Here is an 18163-nt window from a genome sequence, read left to right on the forward strand (position 1 = left end):
CACCGCCTTCACCAGCTTGGCGAACCGATCCATCCGCAAGCCCGTGAACGTCTCCACCCAGACCGGCTCAGCCCGCAACACCCCACCCATACAGACAAAATGCCCAGAACTGAGCCTTCTGCAACACCCTTTAGGGGCCGCGTTCGAGGCGGCACGGAAGAACGGCAGCGGTTGTACGGCGAAGTCGAAGCCGCATTTGTACGGTGCGGCGCGATGGCCGTGAGCCGATGAGCCACGCCGATCGGCACGCTGGTCACTGAGGGGGCCTGGGAGCCCCCGGCCTCCGGCGCGACGCTGCGGAGTCGGTGGACGGCATTGCCCCTGAGCCGACCGGACGCCCCGCCGCCGGCCACGCCCCGGACTCCGGCCAACTCAACCTGCGCCCACAGCCGTCGGCCTTGGCGACGACGACCGTCTGGAGCAGACCCGGGTCATCGAGGCTGGCAACACCGCGGCGGGCCGGTTCCTCCGACTGCCCGGTACCGAGGTAATGGCGCTTGACCAGCCGCGGTAGGGACACGGCAACGCCCCTGCCCCGATCGGACGGCCGACAGGCTCCCGGGGACTCGCGCACGCAGACGGCGGCGCCACACGCTCGGTCGGAACGTTTGGCGGGGATTGCAAAATTATGGCAATGTTCTTCACTCAAGGGGCTGCGAACTGCGGCCCGTACAAGGGGGATTCAATGTTCAGGTCCAATCTCGCCCGCATGGCCACAGTGGGTGCAGCCACCGCCACGATGCTGGTCGCATCGGCGTATCCGGCCATAGCCGTACAGACGGACGATGTCGGGACCATGGCGAACATGAGCGTCGCGGTCGACGGAGGGAAGATGACCTTCATCGACGACGGCGACATCTTCGAGATCTGCGACACCTGGGCCAACGGGGAGAGCGTGTACGGCGCGCTCTTCTACAACTCGTACGTCAGCACCGACGGCTGGAAGCGTGTGATGACGACCGAGGACGGCGGCGACGCCGGGTGTGACAGGAAGGGTCACAACATCGGAAACGGTGGCGAATACATCATGGTCATCTGCGGGGGGAAGTATCCGACCGGCATAATTGGGGACGTCTACTGCGACGGCTCTGGATCGTTCAACGAATAGGACCTGGCAGATGCGGTCCGCTCACCAGAACGCAGGTCATACGTGGCCCGTCTGGCAGCACGCTGTACGGTCCGTTCGCCCGCTTCCCCTCCTGGCCATGACAGCCGAGTTCTCGCCGCTGGCCCTGACGGCCCCTGGTTTGACCGCAAAGGTGAACTACCCCTGTTCGAGGCGGCGTTGGCGCAGTCCAAGGGTGTCACTACCCGGGCCTGCGGCCAGGTGACCCAGCCCGGGTAGTAGACCGCCCGGGGACCACCGTCACACACCGTGCCCTGCGGAGAACCGCAGGGCACGACGTGCGGAGATCCGTACCAGTTCGGCGGCAATCCTCACACCGGCGCTGACCTTCGGTTTCCAGCCCGGTCAGTGGATCGCGGCATCGGCCCGCGGCGACCGCCCCACAGCCTGGAGACTTTCGAATGGACCTTATGCGCCTGGCTCTGCCCCAGGAACCCGCCGGCGGCATCGCGGGGTGGGCAGCCGACCTCGTGGACACCATGGGCGGCCCCGGCGCGGGCCTCGCCATCGCCCTGGAGAACCTTTTCCCGCCGCTGCCCAGCGAGGTGATCCTGCCACTGACCGGCTTCGCGGCCGGACAAGGCGTCATCAGCCTGTTCTCGGCCCTGTTCTGGACCACGCTCGGCTCGGTGGTCGGAGCCGCCGTCCTCTACTGGATCGGCGTCCTCTTCGGCCGGGAGCGCATGTACGCGATCTGGGCCAGGCTGCCGCTGGTCAAGTCGTCCGACCTGGAACGAACGGAGAAGTGGTTCGCCAAGCACGGCACCAAGGCCGTCTTCTTCGGCCGTATGGTGCCGATCTTCCGCAGCCTCATCTCAGTGCCGGCCGGCCTGGAACGTATGCCCATGCCGATCTTCCTGCTGCTCACCACCCTGGGCAGCCTGATCTGGAACTCCGTGCTCGTACTGTCCGGCTACTGGCTGGGTGACCAGTGGGACCTCGTCGAGACTTACGTCGGCATCATCAGCAAGGTCATCCTCGTCCTGGTCGTCGCGGCCCTGGTCCTCTACCTCGTGGTCCGTCTACGCTCCCGCGGTTCCGCGCAGCACCGCCGTACGCCGTGACCGGCCCCGTCCCCACCCCGGACGAACGATCTTGCCTCGGCTGCCCCACCCGACCTGCAAAAGCCTCCGTACCGACAACCGACAACCGACAACCGATAACTGGGCCAAGGAGCAGAGGCCCGTCGGCTGACCATGGGGCAACACGCTGCGAAAACTACTTGCAGTGCCTGCTTAAAGTGCGGACATGCCAGCTTCGCTGCACCTGCAGAAGATCACCCCTGACAACTTCGAGTCCGCGATCAACCTGAGGGTCCGCCCCGACCAGGAGCACCTGGTGGCCCCCGTGGTGAAGTCGCTCGCCGAGGCATACGTCCACCCCGGCATCGCCTGGCCCCGGCTCATCTGCGAGGACGACGAGACAGTCGGGTTCCTCATGGCCTTCTTCCACATCGACTGGACCGGCAAAGGCACCGACTTCCGCTCCGGACTCTGGCGTCTCAACATCGCGGATGGAAAACAAGGTCGGGGCTACGGACGCTTCGCGGTGGAGTCCGTAGCCGCCGAGATCCGGCGTCGAGGCGGTACACACCTGACGACCACCTGGCATCCCGGACCCGATGGCCCCACAGGCTTCTACCTGGCGCTCGGTTTCCGGCCGACGGGCGAGACCAGCGGTGATCAAACGGTGGGTATGTGGGAACTGGACTGAGAGCGCGACTGCCTCGGCTTGGACCGTTCAGTGCGGAGGTGTTCCAGCAACCGGACGGCGTCGCTGCCGGGCCGGACGCCTCGCCGGCACCCGAGCACGAGCCGAAGACCCGCTTGGTGGTGCTGAACGGTCTCTTCCATAGTCGCGGCTTGCAACCAAGCCGGACGCTACCTACAGGAGGGCACGCACTCATGCGCACTCTTTACGTCGTCACTCATCCGGAGGCGACGCATCATGTCGAGGGAGTCGTCGGGGGATGGCATGACTCGCGGCTGACGCCCGTCGGGGTCCGTGCGGCGGTCTCCATCGCTCAGGCGTTGCGGGCTCAGATCCCGGACGGTGCCGAGGTGGAGCTGTTCTCCTCGGATCTGGAGCGCACGGCGCGGACGGCCGAGGAGGTGGCCGAGCTGTTTGGAGTGAAGCCAGTCCTGGATCACAGGCTACGGGAGAAGTCCTACGGTGAGGCGGGAGGAAAGCCCCAGGAGTGGCTGGACCGGCGCTTCGTCCCCCCGCCCGCTGTCGGGGAGCGGATGCACCACGACGAGGGTGTGGAGGGTGCGGAGACCAAGGCGGCGTGGGCGCAGCGCATCTACGCGGCCATGGACGAGATTCTGCGGAGCCCTTGCGAGCACCAGATCATCGTGACGCACGGCGGCTCTCTGACGTGCGTCGTCGCGTCCTGGATCAAGATGCCGATCGAGTCGGCGGGCTACGCCAGTTTCCGGGCTCCCTCCGGCAGCATCACCACGCTGCGCGAAGACGACTTCTTCCACAACCGCCAAGTCGTCAGCCTCGGTGACACCCGTCATCTCGACCCCGCCCAACCCGGCCGACCTTGACCCGGCCCGCTCGACGGCCCGCCCCCCCACAGGCGGCGGGCCGTTGGTCCCTTGCACCGATGTCATTTCTTGTGAACGTTCCGGAACCCACCGCCCTCCATCCGCTGCCCGAAGTGCCGGACAAACGCTGCTGCTGAAAGTGAACGAAACTACGCGTACCCCGGTTCGTACGGACGGGAGTGCGTCGCAGACCTGGCGGGCAGCACCGGTCCCCCCTCCAGGGGCGGCCGACCATGAGTTCGGCGGGTGAGGACTGGACCAGCGTGGTCACCGAGCTGTACCAGCAGCACGTGCCGCCGGCCTCCGGGCTGATGACGCACACCTCTCCCTGGGCGGCGGCCTGAAGAGCCGGGCATGGTGTTCGCCCGGACCGCGATCGTGATGCCGCGGACATCGGCGGCGAGCCCTATGGCGGGCCCGCCCTGCGTCAGGGAATCCGGATCCTCCTGTCGCTCAACTGCCGGGTCGCTGTCGGAGGTCGCGTCTCTGCCGCCCGCGCCGGTCGCTGCCCGGTCCCGTCCGGACTCCCGTCCAACCGGGGCCGAGCCCCCGCCGTCACAGTCGGTCGGACCGGGGCGCGGGCGCCGCGGCGACGTTCTCGTCCGTGGCCGGCGAGAACAGCCTCTGCAGTGCGTGCGGTGGCGGCCGACACCGTGGCGAGAATACGCGCGGTCTACCGGGGCGATGTCCGCGAGCGCTGCGGCGAGCGTGTCGATCGCGTCGGCCACGTCCTCGACAGCGCCCTCCCTGACAGCGCCCTCCCTCCAGTTCCCCGGTGTGACCGTATCGGCCGGCACACACGCCGCATCTGCCACCACGGCGGCGCGCTGCTCGACGCCCGGGTCGGCGCTGCCCAACTCCATGGCCCTTCTCAACGACACTGCGGCCGCCAGGTACGCCCCGGCTCACCGTGGACACACGAACTGCTGCGCTCCGGTCCCGGCGCCCCGTCAGATTGTCAGCGCCGCCTCGGACCGCATCTCGTGGTCGCCGCCGCATGGGCTCTCGAAAGCGGATGGAGGACCGCGCTCCTGCCCGAGTTCGCCCAGCGCCTCGATCCCTGGTCCGGGGCGTGAGCCGGCCGCGCGGTCGAGTGCGTCGGCGAACGCGGCGAGCAGCGCGAGGAACGCTCCGGCCACCTCAATTGGCGGTCAGGTGCCCTACTTTCCCCACCGCCGGGCCCAGCAGCAGTGGCACGTCGGGCAGATGGTCCTTCATCCCTGCCGCCAGTTCCTCCCGTCCCCTCGGGCAGCGTGCAGAGCACCCGCCCGTACGCCTCGTGGGACATCCTCGCCGGGAGCGCCTGGATTCCTGCTCGGGGGCCCGCCCGGACGAGCCGTAGGGGAGCGGCGCAGGACGGGGTGGTTCTGTCCGGCGGTCAGGCAGAAACGCCGGCCCGGTCCAGGACGGCGGCCATCTCGTCCTCGGGGAGCGCCGGGTTGGCACCCGCGCCGGCGGCCAGTTCAGGGACATGAAGCGCCTCGCGGAGCCGGCGGAGCGGGAGGCGCGGGTCGCCGGCCGCCGCCTGGCGTGTCCAGACCGCGGGGTCATGGCTCAGCCGTTCGATCAGCGCGGGTGTGGCGGCCGGGTCCCGGACGGCCAGTCGCCGGTAGTTGCCGTCCGGGTGGTCCGCGTAGCGTGCGGCGAGGCCCTCTCGGGGGAAGCGGGGGTGCGTCTCCGCCATCCAGGCGGAGAACGTGCCACCGAGCCGCGCGTACACACGCATCAGGACCTCCTCCGGGGTGTCGGGGTGGCGCATGCCCAGGAGGTCCTCCACCAGCGGGTCCTCGGTACGCACGAGCAGGCGCAGGAGGTCGGACGGCAGGTGGGGGCTCTGCGCGACGGCGCGCCGGAGCAGCGGGTGGGCGGAGGTCGCGGCCCGTCGCAGCACCTCGGGGTCGGCGAGCCTGTCCCGTACCCACTCCACGTCCTCCCTGGCGAGGGCCTCCACCGTGAAGTCGATCAACATGCGTCGTGAATCGTCCAGTTCCGGCCTGAGGGAGACCGCGAGCCGTACGGTCTCGTCGGCGTCGACGGCGAGCTGCTCCACGAGGTCGGCGGGCAGCGACGGGTTCTCGGCGAGAGCGGCCAGATGCGTCCGCTCGGCGACGCACCGCTCGGCGTCGGCGCGGTGGAGGAGCCCACGGCGCAGCGCCTCGGCGGCGGACTTCGGATCGCGGAGGAGTTCGGCGGTGACGCGTGCGTCCCGTCGGCACTCCCACAGCGCTGCGGCCTGCCGTACCTCGGGATCGGGGTCGGGCCAGCAGCGCCGACCGCTCGCACGGCGGCAGCATCTTCCATACGCGCACCGCGCGTCGGCGCGCGGCCGGATCGCGGTGCGCGGCCAGCGAGGCGACGAACGACGGCGCCAGGTGGGGCGAGTCCAGCAGGGCCGACCGTACGGAAGGGTCGGGGTCGTCGAGCAGGTGGGCGCACACATGGTCCGGCAGCGGCGCGACCGTCGTACGCGGGTCGTGCCACTCGGGTCCGTACGCGAGAGCGGCCCGCACCTTGGGGGAGGGGGCGTCCGCGAGCCGGGCCCGCTGCGCGGGCTCGGCCCTGGCGCTCATCGCGAAGTCGATCCGAGCGCCCGGGTTCGAGTGAGCCAGGATCACCGCGACGGCCGGCTCGGGAAGCCCAGACCGCTGAAGGGCGTGCTGGGGCGGACCGTCACCGCCTCCGTCGAAGGCGAGCAAGCGCAGCAGCAACGGTGTCGGCAGCGCAGGGGTGTGGGCGACTCCGTCCAACGCGGACGCGTGGAACGCGACCATGATTCTCCCCCATGTCTCCGTCGGTCCCCTCGGTCCGTCGGCTGGTCCGCGACCATGATCCCCCTTTACGGCTGCCTCCGGGACTTGCTCTTGGAGGTGGACGTGGGGTGTCGCCCGGGACAGTTCGTCCGATCGGTGAGCATGGGGGAGGGGCGGCGGCTTCAGCGGATCAGCCGGACGTCGAAGGACCCGGCGAGGCTGCGGCGAGCGATCGTGGTGCTGATGTCCGCGCAGGGGCAGCCGGTAGAGGTCATCACCTCGTTGCTGCAGGTCGGTGATGACTACGTGCGCGATGTCATCCACGTCTGCAACGAGCAGGGGCTCGACGCGCTGGACCCATAATGGAGCCGGGGCGGCCGAAGAAGATCGGTGACCAGGTGCGCGAGCGCATCTGCCTGATCGCCCGAACGTCCCCCGGTGACTGGGGCATCCAAGCGTTCTCCACCTGGAGCCTGGCCAAGCTCGCCGAGCACCTGGTCAAGCACAAGGTCGTCGCCCTCAGCCGGGAGACCTTGCGTCGGATCCTGCGCGAGGGCAAGGTCTCCTGGCAGACGACGACCACATGGAAGGCATCCACCGACTCGGCTTTCATCGCCAAGATGCATCGGTTCCTGGAGCTCTACGACATGCCGCCCGTTGACGGCCGGGTGGTCTGCGTGGACGAGTTCGGCCCGCTCGGTCTCCAACCGCGCAAGGGCAAAGCATGGAGGCCACTTCGTGCTCCGCGCCGGCTGAGGGCCACCTACGACCGCTAGGACGGCGTGATGCACATGCTCGCCGCTCTCGATCCGGCCACCGGCAAGACTTGCCACCGCATCCGCGAGCGCAAGCGAGCAGTGGTACGAGACATTCGGCCTGCTGAAGGCGCTGCGAGCCCGCTGGCCCAAGGAGAAGCTGTACGTCGTACTGGACAACTTCTCCCCGCACCAGCACGCCGAGGTCCGCACCCGGGCCGCCGACAACGACATCAACGACATCGAGCCGGTCTTCCTACCCGCCTACGGCTCTGGCTGAACTGGATCGAGTCCTTGAGTTTGCCGCGCTGCGCCACTTCGCGCTCAACGGCACGGACCACCGCACGCACGACGAGCAGAACGCCGCCATCGCGGCCTACATACGCTGGCACAACGCCCGCGCCGAGCAGAAGACGGGCTTCGCACCTGAGTCACCGATCCGGCGTTGGACCGAATACCCAGCCTGGGCTGCGTAAAGCCATGGGACGTCGTCCAGCCCAGCGACAGCGATCTTCGCGGAGTGCACGTGGGTCCGACCGGCGGCGGCCCGATCGACGAGGATATATCCGAGAGGTCAGGTCACCAGGGCACGACCCCGTTGTCATCGAACGGTTGGCCGGAAGGGCCGTCGTCCGGCAGGGTCGCCAGCTTGATGGCGATGGCCGCGCCCTGCTCGGGGGTCCGGGTCCCGCTGAATCCGTTGAGGTCGGTGGCCACATAACCAGGGCAGGCGTTGTTGATCAGGATGTTGGTGCCGCTCAGCTCCATCGCGTACTGGATGGTGACGGCGTTGAGGTAGGTCTTCGTCGGCGCGTAGCCCCCGCTGATCCCCCCCCCGAGGTCGACGCCGGGAGTGGTCTGTAGTGTCAAGGAGCCGACGTGGCTGGACTGGTTGACGATCCCGCCGGTGCGCCGAACGGCGAAGCAGCGGAAGCATCGCGTTGGTGATCCTGATGACGCCGATGACGTTGGTCTCCACCAGCCGTCGCACGGTCTTGAGGTCGATGGCCGTGGGTTCCTGCGGCCAGCCGCCGACAGCGCCGGCGTTGTTGACCAGCACGTCGAGCCGTCCTGCCCGCTCCTCGATCAGTTGGACCGCGGCGGTCACGCTCCCGTCGTCGGTCACGTCCAGGGATACGCCGAACGCGTCGGCACCGGCCGCGCGCAACTTCGCCACGGCGTCCTGGCGGCGCTGCTCATCCTGGGCGGCGACACCGACACTCCAGCCGCGTGCACCCAGCTCGGCCGCGATCTCGTAGCCAATGCCCTTGTTCGCGCCGGTAATCAGCGCGATCGTCTTCTCGCTCACGACAGCGAGCATGCCCGCCCCGCGATCGGGCACCAACACCCTCCCGGTAGTGCAGCGATACCCGGGCGGTATCGATCAGGCATCTGCCCGCCCTTAGCCTGTGCTCATGGAAATACGCGAGCTGCGGTACTTCGTCGCCGCCGCCGAGGAGCTGCATTTCGGCAAGGCTGCCCAGCGCCTCGGGATGGCCCAGCCGCCCCTGTCGCGCACGGTCACCCAGCTCGAACGGCGGCTCGGCATCGCACTGCTGGAACGCACCAGCGGTTGCTGCACGACGGGCAGGTCGACGTGGCACTGCTGAATCTGCCCTGCGACTCAGCAGCCGGCCTCGACACCGAAGCCCTGTACACCGAGGGGCAGGTCGCGATCCTGCCGGCCTCGCACCCGCTTGCCGACCGCTCCCCGCTCGCCGACCGCTCCCCGGTCCGGATGGCCGACGTCACCGCACGGCCGGCGCTCCCGATGGCTCGCTGGCCCGGTCCCGGCGGCAACTACCCGGAAGGGCCCGGCGCAGAGGTACGGAACCTGACAGAGCTCTTCCAGATGATCGCGCTCGGCCGTACCACCGCGGTCATTCCCGAGTCGGCCGGCGCCGACCTGCGCCCAGACCTCGCCGCCGTGCCGGTCCTGGACGCTCCGCCCGTGACAACGGTGATCGCCTGGCCGCCGCACAGCCGCCTTCGTACAGTTGCTGACCTGATCCGCGTCGCAACACGTCTTTGAACTCGAACTACGAGGGTGGCCATCCAACGGCAGCCCCGGTCAAGCAATCGGCAGCTCAATCGGCGTCCACATCGCGGCCGACCTTGCGCAGCCCGCCGACGGCCAGGCCCATGTACTCCGTATACCGGCAAAATGCGGCGTTCGTCATGACGGTCAGGCACCACGCCTGCTCGTTCTACCGCTCGGGCTACCGTCGAGTGACCTTTCCTTCGCGGGCGTAGTGCAGACGGCGAGTGATGTGCTGTGTGTCACTCTCGCCGCTCCGCACCTGCTGAAGCATCCATTCTGAGCTGCGGATCTGTACAACGCGGCTCTTTTGTAAGCACGTTGCTCGAAAGGAACGGGCCGAAGAAACGTCACACCTGGCTGCCCTGATCGCACTACGTTCCGTCAGTTGCCAACACCCCTTTCCCAGGCAAGGGCGCGAGCGGAAGGCCGATCATGGATGCTATGGCGGTGACCTCCCTGATAGCAGGGATCGGCGCCTGTGCGGTGCGCGTGCTGCACGTATGGCTGCGGGCGCGGGCAGCCGTGCAACTCGCACGGCTGAGCGAGTCCGGCATCAGCAGCCGTGTCAGAGCGCTGCCACCCGGCAGTCTCCTGTCCGAGCAGCGCGCCGACCGCAGCAGGGTCATTATCCGTATAGGCCCCTCCACCTCCCGTCCCGGCGGTGCCGATGAGTGAGGCAAGACCGGCCCCCGTGCCGCACATCCAGTCCGGCCTGCTCGTCCAGGTACCGGCCTCACTCTTTCCCGCCAGCTCGCAGGCCAGGGCGGACTTCGCTCACCACTACCGCGACCTCATGCCCCGGCTGACCGTCTTCGTCATGCGGCACGGCGCCAACAGACACGAGGCCACCGAAGCCGCACAAGCCGCATTCGCCCTGGCCTGGGAGAGCTGGGAGACCATCAACCGTCCCCAGGCGTGGCTGCGTCGGGTCGCCTACCGGCAGTTGCTCAAACAAAGAGGTCAGCGCGAACACGCGCAAGAGGATCTTCCCGACCGCCCCGGCGGCCTGTGCCCCGCCGAAACAGCGGAACTGGGAACCCAGGAGGCACTCGTACTGGAAATCCTCGCCTCTCTGCCGATGCGCCAGCGTCAAGCCTTCGCCTGGACTTACGACGGGTTCTCCGCACAGGAGACGGCCGAACACCTGGGCATCAGCCCAGAGGCGGTACGCCAGAACTTGGCCCGAGCCCGTAAACACCTCAAACAGGCATGGCAATCGATGAAGGAAGGCACAGAGTGAGCAAGGCGACCCCCACTACGAAGACCGACGCGGAAGACGACACCGCGTTCGACGACTGGCTGGCCGCCGCGGACACCGAGACGCTGGAACGTGCCGAGGCCGCGATCGACCTCGACGCCGGCTGCGCAGCAATTTTCGCGGCGGCTGTGGTGCCCGAAGCCGTCACCGACCACGAGGCTGACAACGGGCACTGGGGACACCTCGACGAGGCCCTGCGCGAGGCAGCCGACAGCATCGCCCCCTGGCTTGCCCTGCGAAGCCTGTATGCCCTGCCCCATCAACTGGACAAGGCCATCACCACCACACGCACCATGACCGTGGTGGGCCGGGCACTACTGCCCGACAGCATGCGCATCCCCTGGGGACTGGCCTCCGACTTTCTCGCCGAGTGCAACACCGATTTGGCCCGGCTCAAGAACGGACTCCTCCGCCGGGATCTCGGACGCGAGGAGGCCATGGCCCTGCACAGTCGAGCCGTCGCGGACATCAGCAACTTCCGCGCCGCGTTCCAGCATGCCCTGCACGTCACCAGCCACCCCAAGGCGCATCAAGTCGGTGAACGCCTCATCTCGACCGCGGAAATGCTCATCCTGCTCCTGAGATGGACCCGCGACAGCATCACCCACATCTTCAACGACACCGAATGCTCCACTACGGCCTCCGTCCTCTGAGTTGAGCAAGAGAGTGATCTCTCCTTCTGCGGCTGACGGGGCGAGGGCTCGCTCTCTCGCCCCGTACCGATGGAGTCCGTAGGCGTTGGGAGCAGGCTCCGCGAGAAATCGAAGCCGACCTCGAAGCGTGGTCGGCGCGTCATGGTGACCGGGAGGCGCGGCCTGCGACGGTGATCGTGGCTACGCCGGGCTGTACGTGGCAGCAGTTACGCGGAGCATCGTCGGCCGCCGGGCGCGAGGGCCGATCGGGGTTTCTCCAGGTGGGCGAGGGCCCGCGGGTGGGTCGGACTTCACCGCCCGCTCGGTGTGCAGGGCGGCGTTCGAAGTGACGACTGGAGAGCGGAGGGCTCACGAACTGGAGCCGGCGGGGCACTGAGCTGTTGCTGTGGAAGACACCAGAGGTTCGGCATTACAGATCATCTTCATCTCGGCAGCGTCGGCCATGCGTCCCGCACCACGACCTCTGAAGTGGGCCCGACAACAGGGAAGACCGGACTCCTGGAGCCTCTTGCCGGCCCTTCCTTGGAGGGGCTCCTCGCACCTCAACCCTCCCTGGCGTCCCGCAGGACGCGGGCGCATCTCCACACTTCCACCTGTGGCTCCTTGGGCGATGTCACACATTGGCTCCCTCGACGCACTAGAAGCTAGATGCCCGTTCTGTGGCATCGCTGAACGAGCATCAGGGGGATTAGGTGGAACAGGTGTTGCCTCGCAGACGAGATGAACGTGCTGCTTTGCGCCGGGCCGTAACGGGCCTGACGGCACGGCTCCGGACAGGGCGGGCGGACGGCATACATCTGATCCCCCGCGCGGCGGGGCTGGGGTGAGCGGTCATGGAGGACGCGCCGAGCGTTGAACTGCCCGTCAGCGAGACACATGTCGCACTTCCGGTTCTGCAGGGGCGAGAGCTGGCAGAGGACCTGCACCATGCCGAGTACCCCGGGCTCGTCCGCTTCCTGCTGTATCAGGGGGCGAGCTGGAACGAGGCTCAGGACGCGGCTCAGGACGCCTTCACGCAAATGTGCCGGCCTGGTATCCGCATCCGCCATCCCAAGGCATGGCTGCGGAAAGTGGCCTGGCGCTCTCTGCTGCGGCAGCAGGTGCGCCATGAGGACAGCGTCGCAGACGTCCCGGAACCGATGGCCAACTGGCACACCCCTGCGCATGCTGCGGAGCTCGGCGTGGAGGAGCGGCGTGTCATGGAACTGCTGCAGCTCCTGCCGGCCAAGCAGCGTGCGGTGCTGGCCTGGACGATGGACGGGTTCACCACGCAGGAGAGCGCGGAGGCCATGGGGATCACCGCTGAAGCGGCCCGCCAGAACCTGTCGCGGGCGAGAGCGACACTGAAGGTGCAACTCCGCTTGGAGGGATCCGACGCTGCCGGAAAGGAGGAGTCATGAGCAGGCACAGCCCAGATGAACAGCTCGACCTGCTGTTGGCGCGTGCGCATGAGCAGTTGGGGATAGTGGTCCACGACGCGTTGACGAGCAAGGGCGGCCCCCCGGAGCTGCACGATCCGGACCGGGCGCTGGGACGGCTGCTGGCGTCCGCCCACCGGCAGACGGCTACAGCCGTCGCCCGGCGTCTGGCGGGGAAGAGGAAGCAGCCCGGGCACAGTCCTCTGCCGGCGCCGCAGGGGAGCGCGCAGGACGGATGGGGCAAGCTGGTGCACCGGCCTGCATCGGTGCGGCTGAAATACCGCGCAGATGCTTTGCGTGTCTCGCGCACCTACTGGCCTGGGGACTTGGCACAGATACTGCGCGACGCTCTGGAGCGCATCCAACGTCTCAGCACGGATCTGGAGACGGAGCGGTTGCCACCGGACACATGCCGCCAGATCACACGGATGAGCGCTCGTATTGCCAGTGTTCGAGCGCTACCGGATTCGTCCGTACCGCCCCCGGCTGTCGTGGGATTCGACTATCTGGAGACAGTCGTCCACAGGCTGTCCACCTGCGCTCTGCGCCTGAGGACCGTGGTGGAAAGCGCCCAGCAGTTGCTGGACACGGAGTTGCTGCCACAACTGCTCGCGGGAGATGTCTCGTGGCTGGGCGCGGCCGAAGTGGCTCTGGACCTTGCTGACGATCTTGACCTGGCACATCGAGAGGCGGCTGCCCTTGCCGCTGTGGTGGCCGAGATCGGCCGGGCGAGTACAGAATTCTGCGGCGCGGACCTTCGGTCCGTGGACCTCGACAGGGTCGATCTGGAAGGCGTCCGGTGGGACAGCACCACAGCGTGGCCGGCTGAATGGCACGACCGGATCTGGAGATCGTCCCTGGCGGCCGAAACCGGAGCAGGAGTTTTCGTCATAGGAGCGCAGTCTCACAACCGCTCTGTGTCCGCCGACTTCTGAGCCGGCCATGGCGGCATCGCGCCTGGAACCCAGGGGCGGCCGGACTTGGCCTACGGGGAAGTGGCGGCAGACTGAGCCGGAGACGGCGAGGCCCCCCGCCGTGTGCAGCGTGGGGGACCGCAGACCGAGGGCACGTCCAGCCACGACCGTGACTCGGATATCGCCTGCCGAGCGCGGGCGCTGTGCCCATGGGTAACGAGCACATGAGGCACATCGTCCAACGAGCTCGTGCATGGTTGGCGGTGGCACGTGGAGACGGTTCGTTGATCATGGTCTGTGCGGCGGGAACCGGGCTCATGCGGTAATCGTCCGTAGTCAGCGGATCACAGGGTTGACGCCCGACGTGATCGCTGAACTCGTTGCTGAGGTAGAACCGTTGTAGCACGAGCGGCAGGAGCGGCACGAGACCGTGCTCATCGCGCGTCCCCGTCGCAGGGCGGTAGGTGTCGGGGCGAAACGCAAACTGGTCTTCGTCGAACGCCTGTTGGCCACGCTCGTCCACCTCCGCCACGGGTTCAGCTCTGCGTGGAGTGCCAGCAGGCCGTGCAGACGGGTCTCAGCGGCCGGTCGGATGGTGATCGTCATACATCCGAGCCTGTGAACGGTCCGTGCCCGAGCCGAGCGCGCCCGACAGTCCTGGGGGAGGCGGCGGTGTTGCGGAGTACGGCGTGAGAATGCCCCGGCGCCAACGGGTGCGGTGCGGGGAGGAGTCAGCGGCCGCCACGGTGTCCGTAGACCGTAAGGGACAGTGCCTTCATCGCGGCCTGGGCCCGCTTGGCGTCCAGCCCCTGGTCGACGGCTTCCAGGGCTTCGGCCGCCGAGACCCGTACCGCCAGGGGCAGGCCGTCGTAGGCGGATACCCGGTAGGCGAGAGTGCGGCGTGCGTCCCGCTCCTCGTCACTCACCCCGTCAGGGATGAGCGGGAAGACCGCAGCCTGGTACGTGGCGATGCTCAGGAGGACGGCGTCGGCGATCCCTTCGGCGTATCCGTCGACCGGGACGGTCCCGGGCTGGAAGAGGGCCAGCACCTGGCGGCGGGCGAGGAACGAGCCGATCCCCGCTCCGAGGCCGGCCGTGCCCGCGACGGTCACGGCCGCGATCCGGCCGCCCAGGAGAAGACCGAAGCAGGCGCCGCCGACCGTTGCGCATGTCACCAGCACGAAGGTGACCAGCAGGTGTATGCGTGTGGCGAACGAGGGCGTCATGCCCAGCAGTATGCACAGCGCTTCTCCTCACTGGCTTCGTTCACTTCAGCAGCAGCGTCTGTCTACTGGTTTGGACAGCAGTTGGTGATCTTGCGACCTGCGCATGTTCGCGAGAAGTAGCCTCAGCGCGGGATGGACCGGTCGGCCTGGCGTCCTGACGTGCACTGTCGGCCGACGCGCAGCGCGCATAGGCTCCCGGCGTATGAAGGTGCTGATCTCTGTCGACATGGAGGGCATCTCGGGGATCGTGCATCCTGCCGAGACGAATCCGGATCGCTACGACTATGAACGAGGCCGTGCGTTGATGACGGCCGAGGCGAACGCCGCGATCGCGGGTGTCCTGGACGCCGAGCCCACGGCCGAGGTGCGGGTTGCCGACGCTCACGGGCCTTTCCGCAACATGCTGCCGGAGGAACTCGACCGACGGGCCCGGTTGGTTCGCGGAAAACCACGCCCCCTGGGCATGCTCGGTGGGCTCGACGAGCACACTGACGCGGTGTTGTTCGTCGGTTACCACGCCCGTGCCGGCGACGGCCCGGCCGTGTTGGCACACACGATGAGCGACGCCATCCTGGACGTTCGCGTAGCCGGCCGTTCCTTGGGCGAGATTGGTCTGAACGCTGCCATGGCCGGGCATTTGGGCGTGCCGGTCGTACTGCTCAGTGGCGACGACGCCGCCTGTGCCGAACTGAGTGATCTGGTGCCCTCGGCTGTCACCGTCGCGGTCAAACAAGCCCTCGGCCAGGCCGCCGCCGTGGTACTGCACCCTGAGGAAGCCCGAGAGCGTCTGCGCCGATCGGCCGCCGAAGCGGTCACGCGGCGAGCAACGGTCTCGCCACTTGTCCTTGCCGGACCGCTCGAGGTCGAGGTCGACCTTTACGGCCCCTACATGGTTGACCTGGCGACACTCGTGCCAGGTGTCTCACGCGCCGAGGGTGGCCGGACGGTCACCCTCACCGCCGCGGACTTCGCCGTCGCCTACCGACTGGTCCTGCTGCTCGTACAACTCGCGGGCATCAAGCCCGGCTAGGCCGTGTCCTGCGGAGCATGGTCGGAGCCACAGGCGGATCGCTGCGGCGGTGACGGTGCCTGGAAGACGTAGGCTCGATTGTCGTATCGGGAGGCGACTGCGCGGTAGTTCTTGAGCCGGTTGATGGTCCGCTCGACCTCGTTGCGTCGCCGGTAGTGCCCTTGGCTGAAGCCGGTGAGTCTGCCGCCCGCGCTGCCTCGGCGCCGGCGGTTGGCCCACTGGTCCTTGGGCTCGGGGATGGTGTGCTTGATCTGGCGTCTTCGCAGGTAGCGTCGGTTGCGGCGGGAGCTGTATGCCTTGTCGCCGCTGACGTGACCGGGTCGGGTCCGGGGCGTGGCGTTCGGCGCGGACACCGGCCGTCTGGACGTCGTCCCCGACTTCTCTGAAATATTGAGGTTGAAGCCATGGCATCGATCCGAGCATCATGATCGAACGCTCAGGTCCACCGATCACCCGGAGTCTCCGTGCCCCTGCAGATGAAGTTGGCCGCGATAACACTCGACTGTCCTGATCCGCTGGCCCTGGCCGCGTTCTATCAGCAGGCCACCGGCCTCGAACCCCACCCTAAATCGGACGCTGACTTCGCCGGTCTCAACCGCGGCGACGGACTCTTCCTCGGCTTTCAACGAGTCGATGATTACCGGGCCCCGACATGGCCCGACCAAACCGTGCCCCAGCAACTCCACATCTGCTTCTCAGGCGAGGACTTCGACCAGACCGAGGACCTGTTGCTGGAGCTGGGCGCCAGCAAGCCGGATCACCAGCCGGATGAGGACAGGTGGCGGGTCTTCACAGATCCGGCCGGACATCCCTTCTGCCTGGTCAGAGATCAGAAGAGTTGAACGGCCTGTCCGGTGCGCGTCAGCGACCAGGTCCCCCCACAGCAGCGTTTCATTCACGAGCTGGATAACTTCGTGGGCTCCTCATTGCCGATGGTGCGACCGGTGATCCGCTCGAGAAACAGGGAATCCGAAAAAGACCGGATACGTCTTCCGTGAGTCGGGTTCGTCAAGCTGTGAGGTCTTCTGGTCGGCCGCATCCAGGCTGACAGACAGCCTTTCCACTTCGCCGAGCCATCCTTCAGCCTCAGCCTCAGCAATCCGCTTCCCGAGATTGTCTCGGATCACCACCAAGCGCGGCCTGTCACTGGCGCTCGTCACAAGGACCGGACAACGAACGCAAGCTTCTCTGAACTCATTCAGTCTGAGATGCGGATCCGGCTCTGCCAGTTCATCGATCGGCCTCGTGGAGCAACCGCAAGCCGCAGTCCGTGAATTCTATTCCCATTGCAGCGCAGGACGACCGGTCGCCTCGTTATCCGGCGTGGTCAAGGCGCGGTGGCTTGGTCGTACGACTCCCGTGCATCAAGCAGTTCGTCCCAGTGTTTCTCCGTCCAGGCGCAAGCGACCGCTATCGGTTGGAGCATGCTGCGGCCCAGCGGCGTCAGTTCGTACTCGACATGCGGGGTGGCCTCGGCGTAGACGGTGCGCTTGACCAGACCATCTCGTTCGAGGGACCGCAGCGACTGGGTCAGGACCTTGGGGGTGACACGGCTCAGCGGCACGCGCAGCTCGGAGAACCGGCGCGACCCGTGCTCAAGACAACGGATGATGAGCGCTGCCCACTTGTCGCCGAATCGGATCGGATTGAGCGAGGACGGGCACAGTTCGTCGAACATGTCGGCGGGCAGCGGTTCCCTCATGGCCTCACCCTAGCCGGTATCTCAGTGGTAACTAGGGCTCTCGATAGCCTCCGAGAACTGGCCGAGGCACGGGCTCCGGCCCTGGTGAGAGGCAGTACGTTATGAACATTGTGATCTTCGGCGCCGGCGGCCGGGCCGGGCGGCAGGCAGTCGCGGAGGCGCACCGGCGCGGACACCAGGTCACCGCCGTGGTGCGCGACCCTGCAGGCCACAGCGACCTGACCGACGTGCGGGTCGTGGCGGGCGACGTCACGGACACGGCGAGCATCGAGCATGCGGCTGCCGCGCATGACGCCGCCATCAGTACCGCTGCGGACCTGTCCGTGTCACCGCACGAGTTCTTCACCGCGTCGTCGCGCGCCCTGGCCACCGGTCTGGCCAACGCGGGCGTGCACCGCCTCGTGGTGGTCGGGCTCGCATCGATCAGGCCTGGTGCGTCCGGCGCTCCCTTGATGGACGAGCCCGGCTACCCGAACGAGTACCGCTCCTTCTCTCTCGGCCACGCTGCGGGCCTCGACGAGTTGCGGAGGTGCGATCTGGACTGGGCGTACGTGGCCCCGGCGGGCGACTTCGACCATGAGGGCACGCGCACCGGCAGCTACCGGATCGCTGAGCACGGCGACCCGGCCAGCCGGATCACGTACGCGGACCTGGCGATCGCACTGGTCGACGAGATCGAGGCGCCCCGCCATCACCGGGCCGCCGTCAGTGTGCGGGAGGCGTAACACCATAGTCCAC

Annotated in this window: 18 protein-coding genes and 4 pseudogenes; 15 read left to right on the top strand and 7 right to left on the bottom strand. The window is 67.6% G+C overall.

Translation table 11 applies throughout. From position 1 onward, the window contains the following. A pseudogene (locus tag ACIO3P_RS38290) lies at positions 1-90 on the bottom strand (IS5/IS1182 family transposase); the annotation flags it as partial. A gap of 619 nt (positions 91-709) precedes the next feature. Between ACIO3P_RS38290 and ACIO3P_RS38295 the strand changes: the two are divergent. The 4 genes from ACIO3P_RS38295 to ACIO3P_RS38310 all read left to right on the top strand — a co-directional run bounded on the left by ACIO3P_RS38295 (position 710) and on the right by ACIO3P_RS38310 (position 3678). After that, positions 710-1108 carry a hypothetical protein gene (locus ACIO3P_RS38295; protein WP_401795101.1) on the top strand — a complete coding sequence of 133 codons (399 nt, stop codon included), beginning with the start codon at positions 710-712 and terminating at the stop codon, positions 1106-1108. Between the two features lie 419 nt (positions 1109-1527). Next, a complete protein-coding gene (locus tag ACIO3P_RS38300) occupies positions 1528-2190 on the top strand; it encodes a DedA family protein (RefSeq protein WP_401855603.1) in 663 nt (220 codons plus the stop codon). Between the two features lie 184 nt (positions 2191-2374). After that, entirely contained in the window at positions 2375-2839 is a 465-nt protein-coding gene (locus tag ACIO3P_RS38305; protein WP_401855606.1) for a GNAT family N-acetyltransferase, read from the top strand. Positions 2840-3030: 191 nt separating this feature from the next. Continuing rightward, a complete protein-coding gene (locus ACIO3P_RS38310; protein ID WP_401855608.1) occupies positions 3031-3678 on the top strand; it encodes a histidine phosphatase family protein in 648 nt (215 codons plus the stop codon). Between the two features lie 950 nt (positions 3679-4628). On the opposite strand, the gene ACIO3P_RS38315 is transcribed toward ACIO3P_RS38310, so the two are convergent. Next, a complete protein-coding gene (locus tag ACIO3P_RS38315; protein WP_401855610.1) occupies positions 4629-4817 on the bottom strand; it encodes a hypothetical protein in 189 nt (62 codons plus the stop codon). A gap of 239 nt (positions 4818-5056) precedes the next feature. Then, positions 5057-6118, bottom strand: coding sequence for a hypothetical protein (locus tag ACIO3P_RS38320; protein ID WP_401855612.1), 1062 nt, complete (start codon positions 6116-6118; stop codon positions 5057-5059). 466 nt (positions 6119-6584) lie between these two features. Between ACIO3P_RS38320 and ACIO3P_RS38325 the strand changes: the two genes are divergently transcribed. Both ACIO3P_RS38325 and ACIO3P_RS38330 read left to right on the top strand, forming a co-directional pair. Next, entirely contained in the window at positions 6585-6791 is a 207-nt protein-coding gene (locus ACIO3P_RS38325; RefSeq protein WP_401855614.1) for a hypothetical protein, read from the top strand. 35 nt (positions 6792-6826) lie between these two features. After that, positions 6827-7204 (top strand): hypothetical protein, encoded by a 378-nt coding sequence (locus ACIO3P_RS38330; RefSeq protein WP_401855617.1) that lies wholly within the window; start codon positions 6827-6829, stop codon positions 7202-7204. A gap of 558 nt (positions 7205-7762) precedes the next feature. Here ACIO3P_RS38330 and ACIO3P_RS38335 read toward each other — a convergent pair. Next, positions 7763-8504 (bottom strand): annotated as a pseudogene (locus tag ACIO3P_RS38335) (SDR family NAD(P)-dependent oxidoreductase). A 94-nt stretch (positions 8505-8598) separates the two neighbouring features. Here ACIO3P_RS38335 and ACIO3P_RS38340 point away from each other — a divergent pair. The 6 genes and pseudogenes from ACIO3P_RS38340 to ACIO3P_RS38365 all read left to right on the top strand — a co-directional run bounded on the left by ACIO3P_RS38340 (position 8599) and on the right by ACIO3P_RS38365 (position 13488). Beyond that, positions 8599-9215, top strand: a pseudogene (locus ACIO3P_RS38340) (LysR family transcriptional regulator). 450 nt (positions 9216-9665) lie between these two features. Beyond that, the gene (locus ACIO3P_RS38345; RefSeq protein WP_329824062.1) at positions 9666-9899 is read left to right on the top strand and encodes a hypothetical protein; all 234 of its coding nucleotides are present in this window, start codon (positions 9666-9668) and stop codon (positions 9897-9899) included. Between the two features lie 16 nt (positions 9900-9915). Next, positions 9916-10464 carry a sigma-70 family RNA polymerase sigma factor gene (locus ACIO3P_RS38350; RefSeq protein WP_329824063.1) on the top strand — a complete coding sequence of 183 codons (549 nt, stop codon included), beginning with the start codon at positions 9916-9918 and terminating at the stop codon, positions 10462-10464. Beyond that, complete coding sequence (locus ACIO3P_RS38355; RefSeq protein WP_401855618.1) at positions 10461-11135, top strand: hypothetical protein; 675 nt, start codon at positions 10461-10463, stop codon at positions 11133-11135. Before ACIO3P_RS38350 ends, ACIO3P_RS38355 begins: the two co-directional genes overlap by 4 nt. 833 nt (positions 11136-11968) lie before the next feature. Next, the gene (locus ACIO3P_RS38360; RefSeq protein WP_401855621.1) at positions 11969-12535 is read left to right on the top strand and encodes an RNA polymerase sigma factor; all 567 of its coding nucleotides are present in this window, start codon (positions 11969-11971) and stop codon (positions 12533-12535) included. After that, a complete protein-coding gene (locus tag ACIO3P_RS38365) occupies positions 12532-13488 on the top strand; it encodes a hypothetical protein (protein ID WP_401855623.1) in 957 nt (318 codons plus the stop codon). Before ACIO3P_RS38360 ends, ACIO3P_RS38365 begins: the two co-directional genes overlap by 4 nt. 710 nt (positions 13489-14198) lie before the next feature. On the opposite strand, the gene ACIO3P_RS38370 is transcribed toward ACIO3P_RS38365, so the two are convergent. Then, the gene (locus tag ACIO3P_RS38370) at positions 14199-14693 is read right to left on the bottom strand and encodes a hypothetical protein (RefSeq protein ID WP_401855626.1); all 495 of its coding nucleotides are present in this window, start codon (positions 14691-14693) and stop codon (positions 14199-14201) included. 202 nt (positions 14694-14895) lie between these two features. Between ACIO3P_RS38370 and ACIO3P_RS38375 the strand changes: the two genes are divergently transcribed. Further along, positions 14896-15723: a M55 family metallopeptidase gene (locus tag ACIO3P_RS38375; RefSeq protein WP_401855628.1), complete on the top strand. Its 828-nt coding sequence runs from the start codon at positions 14896-14898 to the stop codon at positions 15721-15723. A 21-nt stretch (positions 15724-15744) separates the two neighbouring features. Here ACIO3P_RS38375 and ACIO3P_RS38380 read toward each other — a convergent pair. Further along, a pseudogene (locus tag ACIO3P_RS38380) lies at positions 15745-16055 on the bottom strand (transposase); the annotation flags it as partial. Positions 16056-16187: 132 nt separating this feature from the next. On the opposite strand from ACIO3P_RS38380, the gene ACIO3P_RS38385 reads away from it, so the two are divergent. Next, positions 16188-16565 carry a VOC family protein gene (locus ACIO3P_RS38385; protein WP_401855631.1) on the top strand — a complete coding sequence of 126 codons (378 nt, stop codon included), beginning with the start codon at positions 16188-16190 and terminating at the stop codon, positions 16563-16565. Positions 16566-17050: 485 nt separating this feature from the next. Here the strand turns inward: ACIO3P_RS38385 and ACIO3P_RS38390 are convergent, their stop codons facing one another. After that, complete coding sequence (locus tag ACIO3P_RS38390) at positions 17051-17425, bottom strand: helix-turn-helix domain-containing protein (protein WP_329826370.1); 375 nt, start codon at positions 17423-17425, stop codon at positions 17051-17053. A gap of 101 nt (positions 17426-17526) precedes the next feature. Here ACIO3P_RS38390 and ACIO3P_RS38395 point away from each other — a divergent pair, with 101 nt between their 5' ends. Beyond that, positions 17527-18150, top strand: a complete 624-nt coding sequence (locus tag ACIO3P_RS38395; protein ID WP_401855633.1) for an NAD(P)-dependent oxidoreductase — start codon at positions 17527-17529, stop codon at positions 18148-18150. Positions 18151-18163: the final 13 nt, after the last annotated feature.

The sequence above is a fragment of the Streptomyces sp. NPDC087310 genome, assembly GCF_044744405.1.
Taxonomy (GTDB): Bacteria; Actinomycetota; Actinomycetes; order Streptomycetales; family Streptomycetaceae; genus Streptomyces.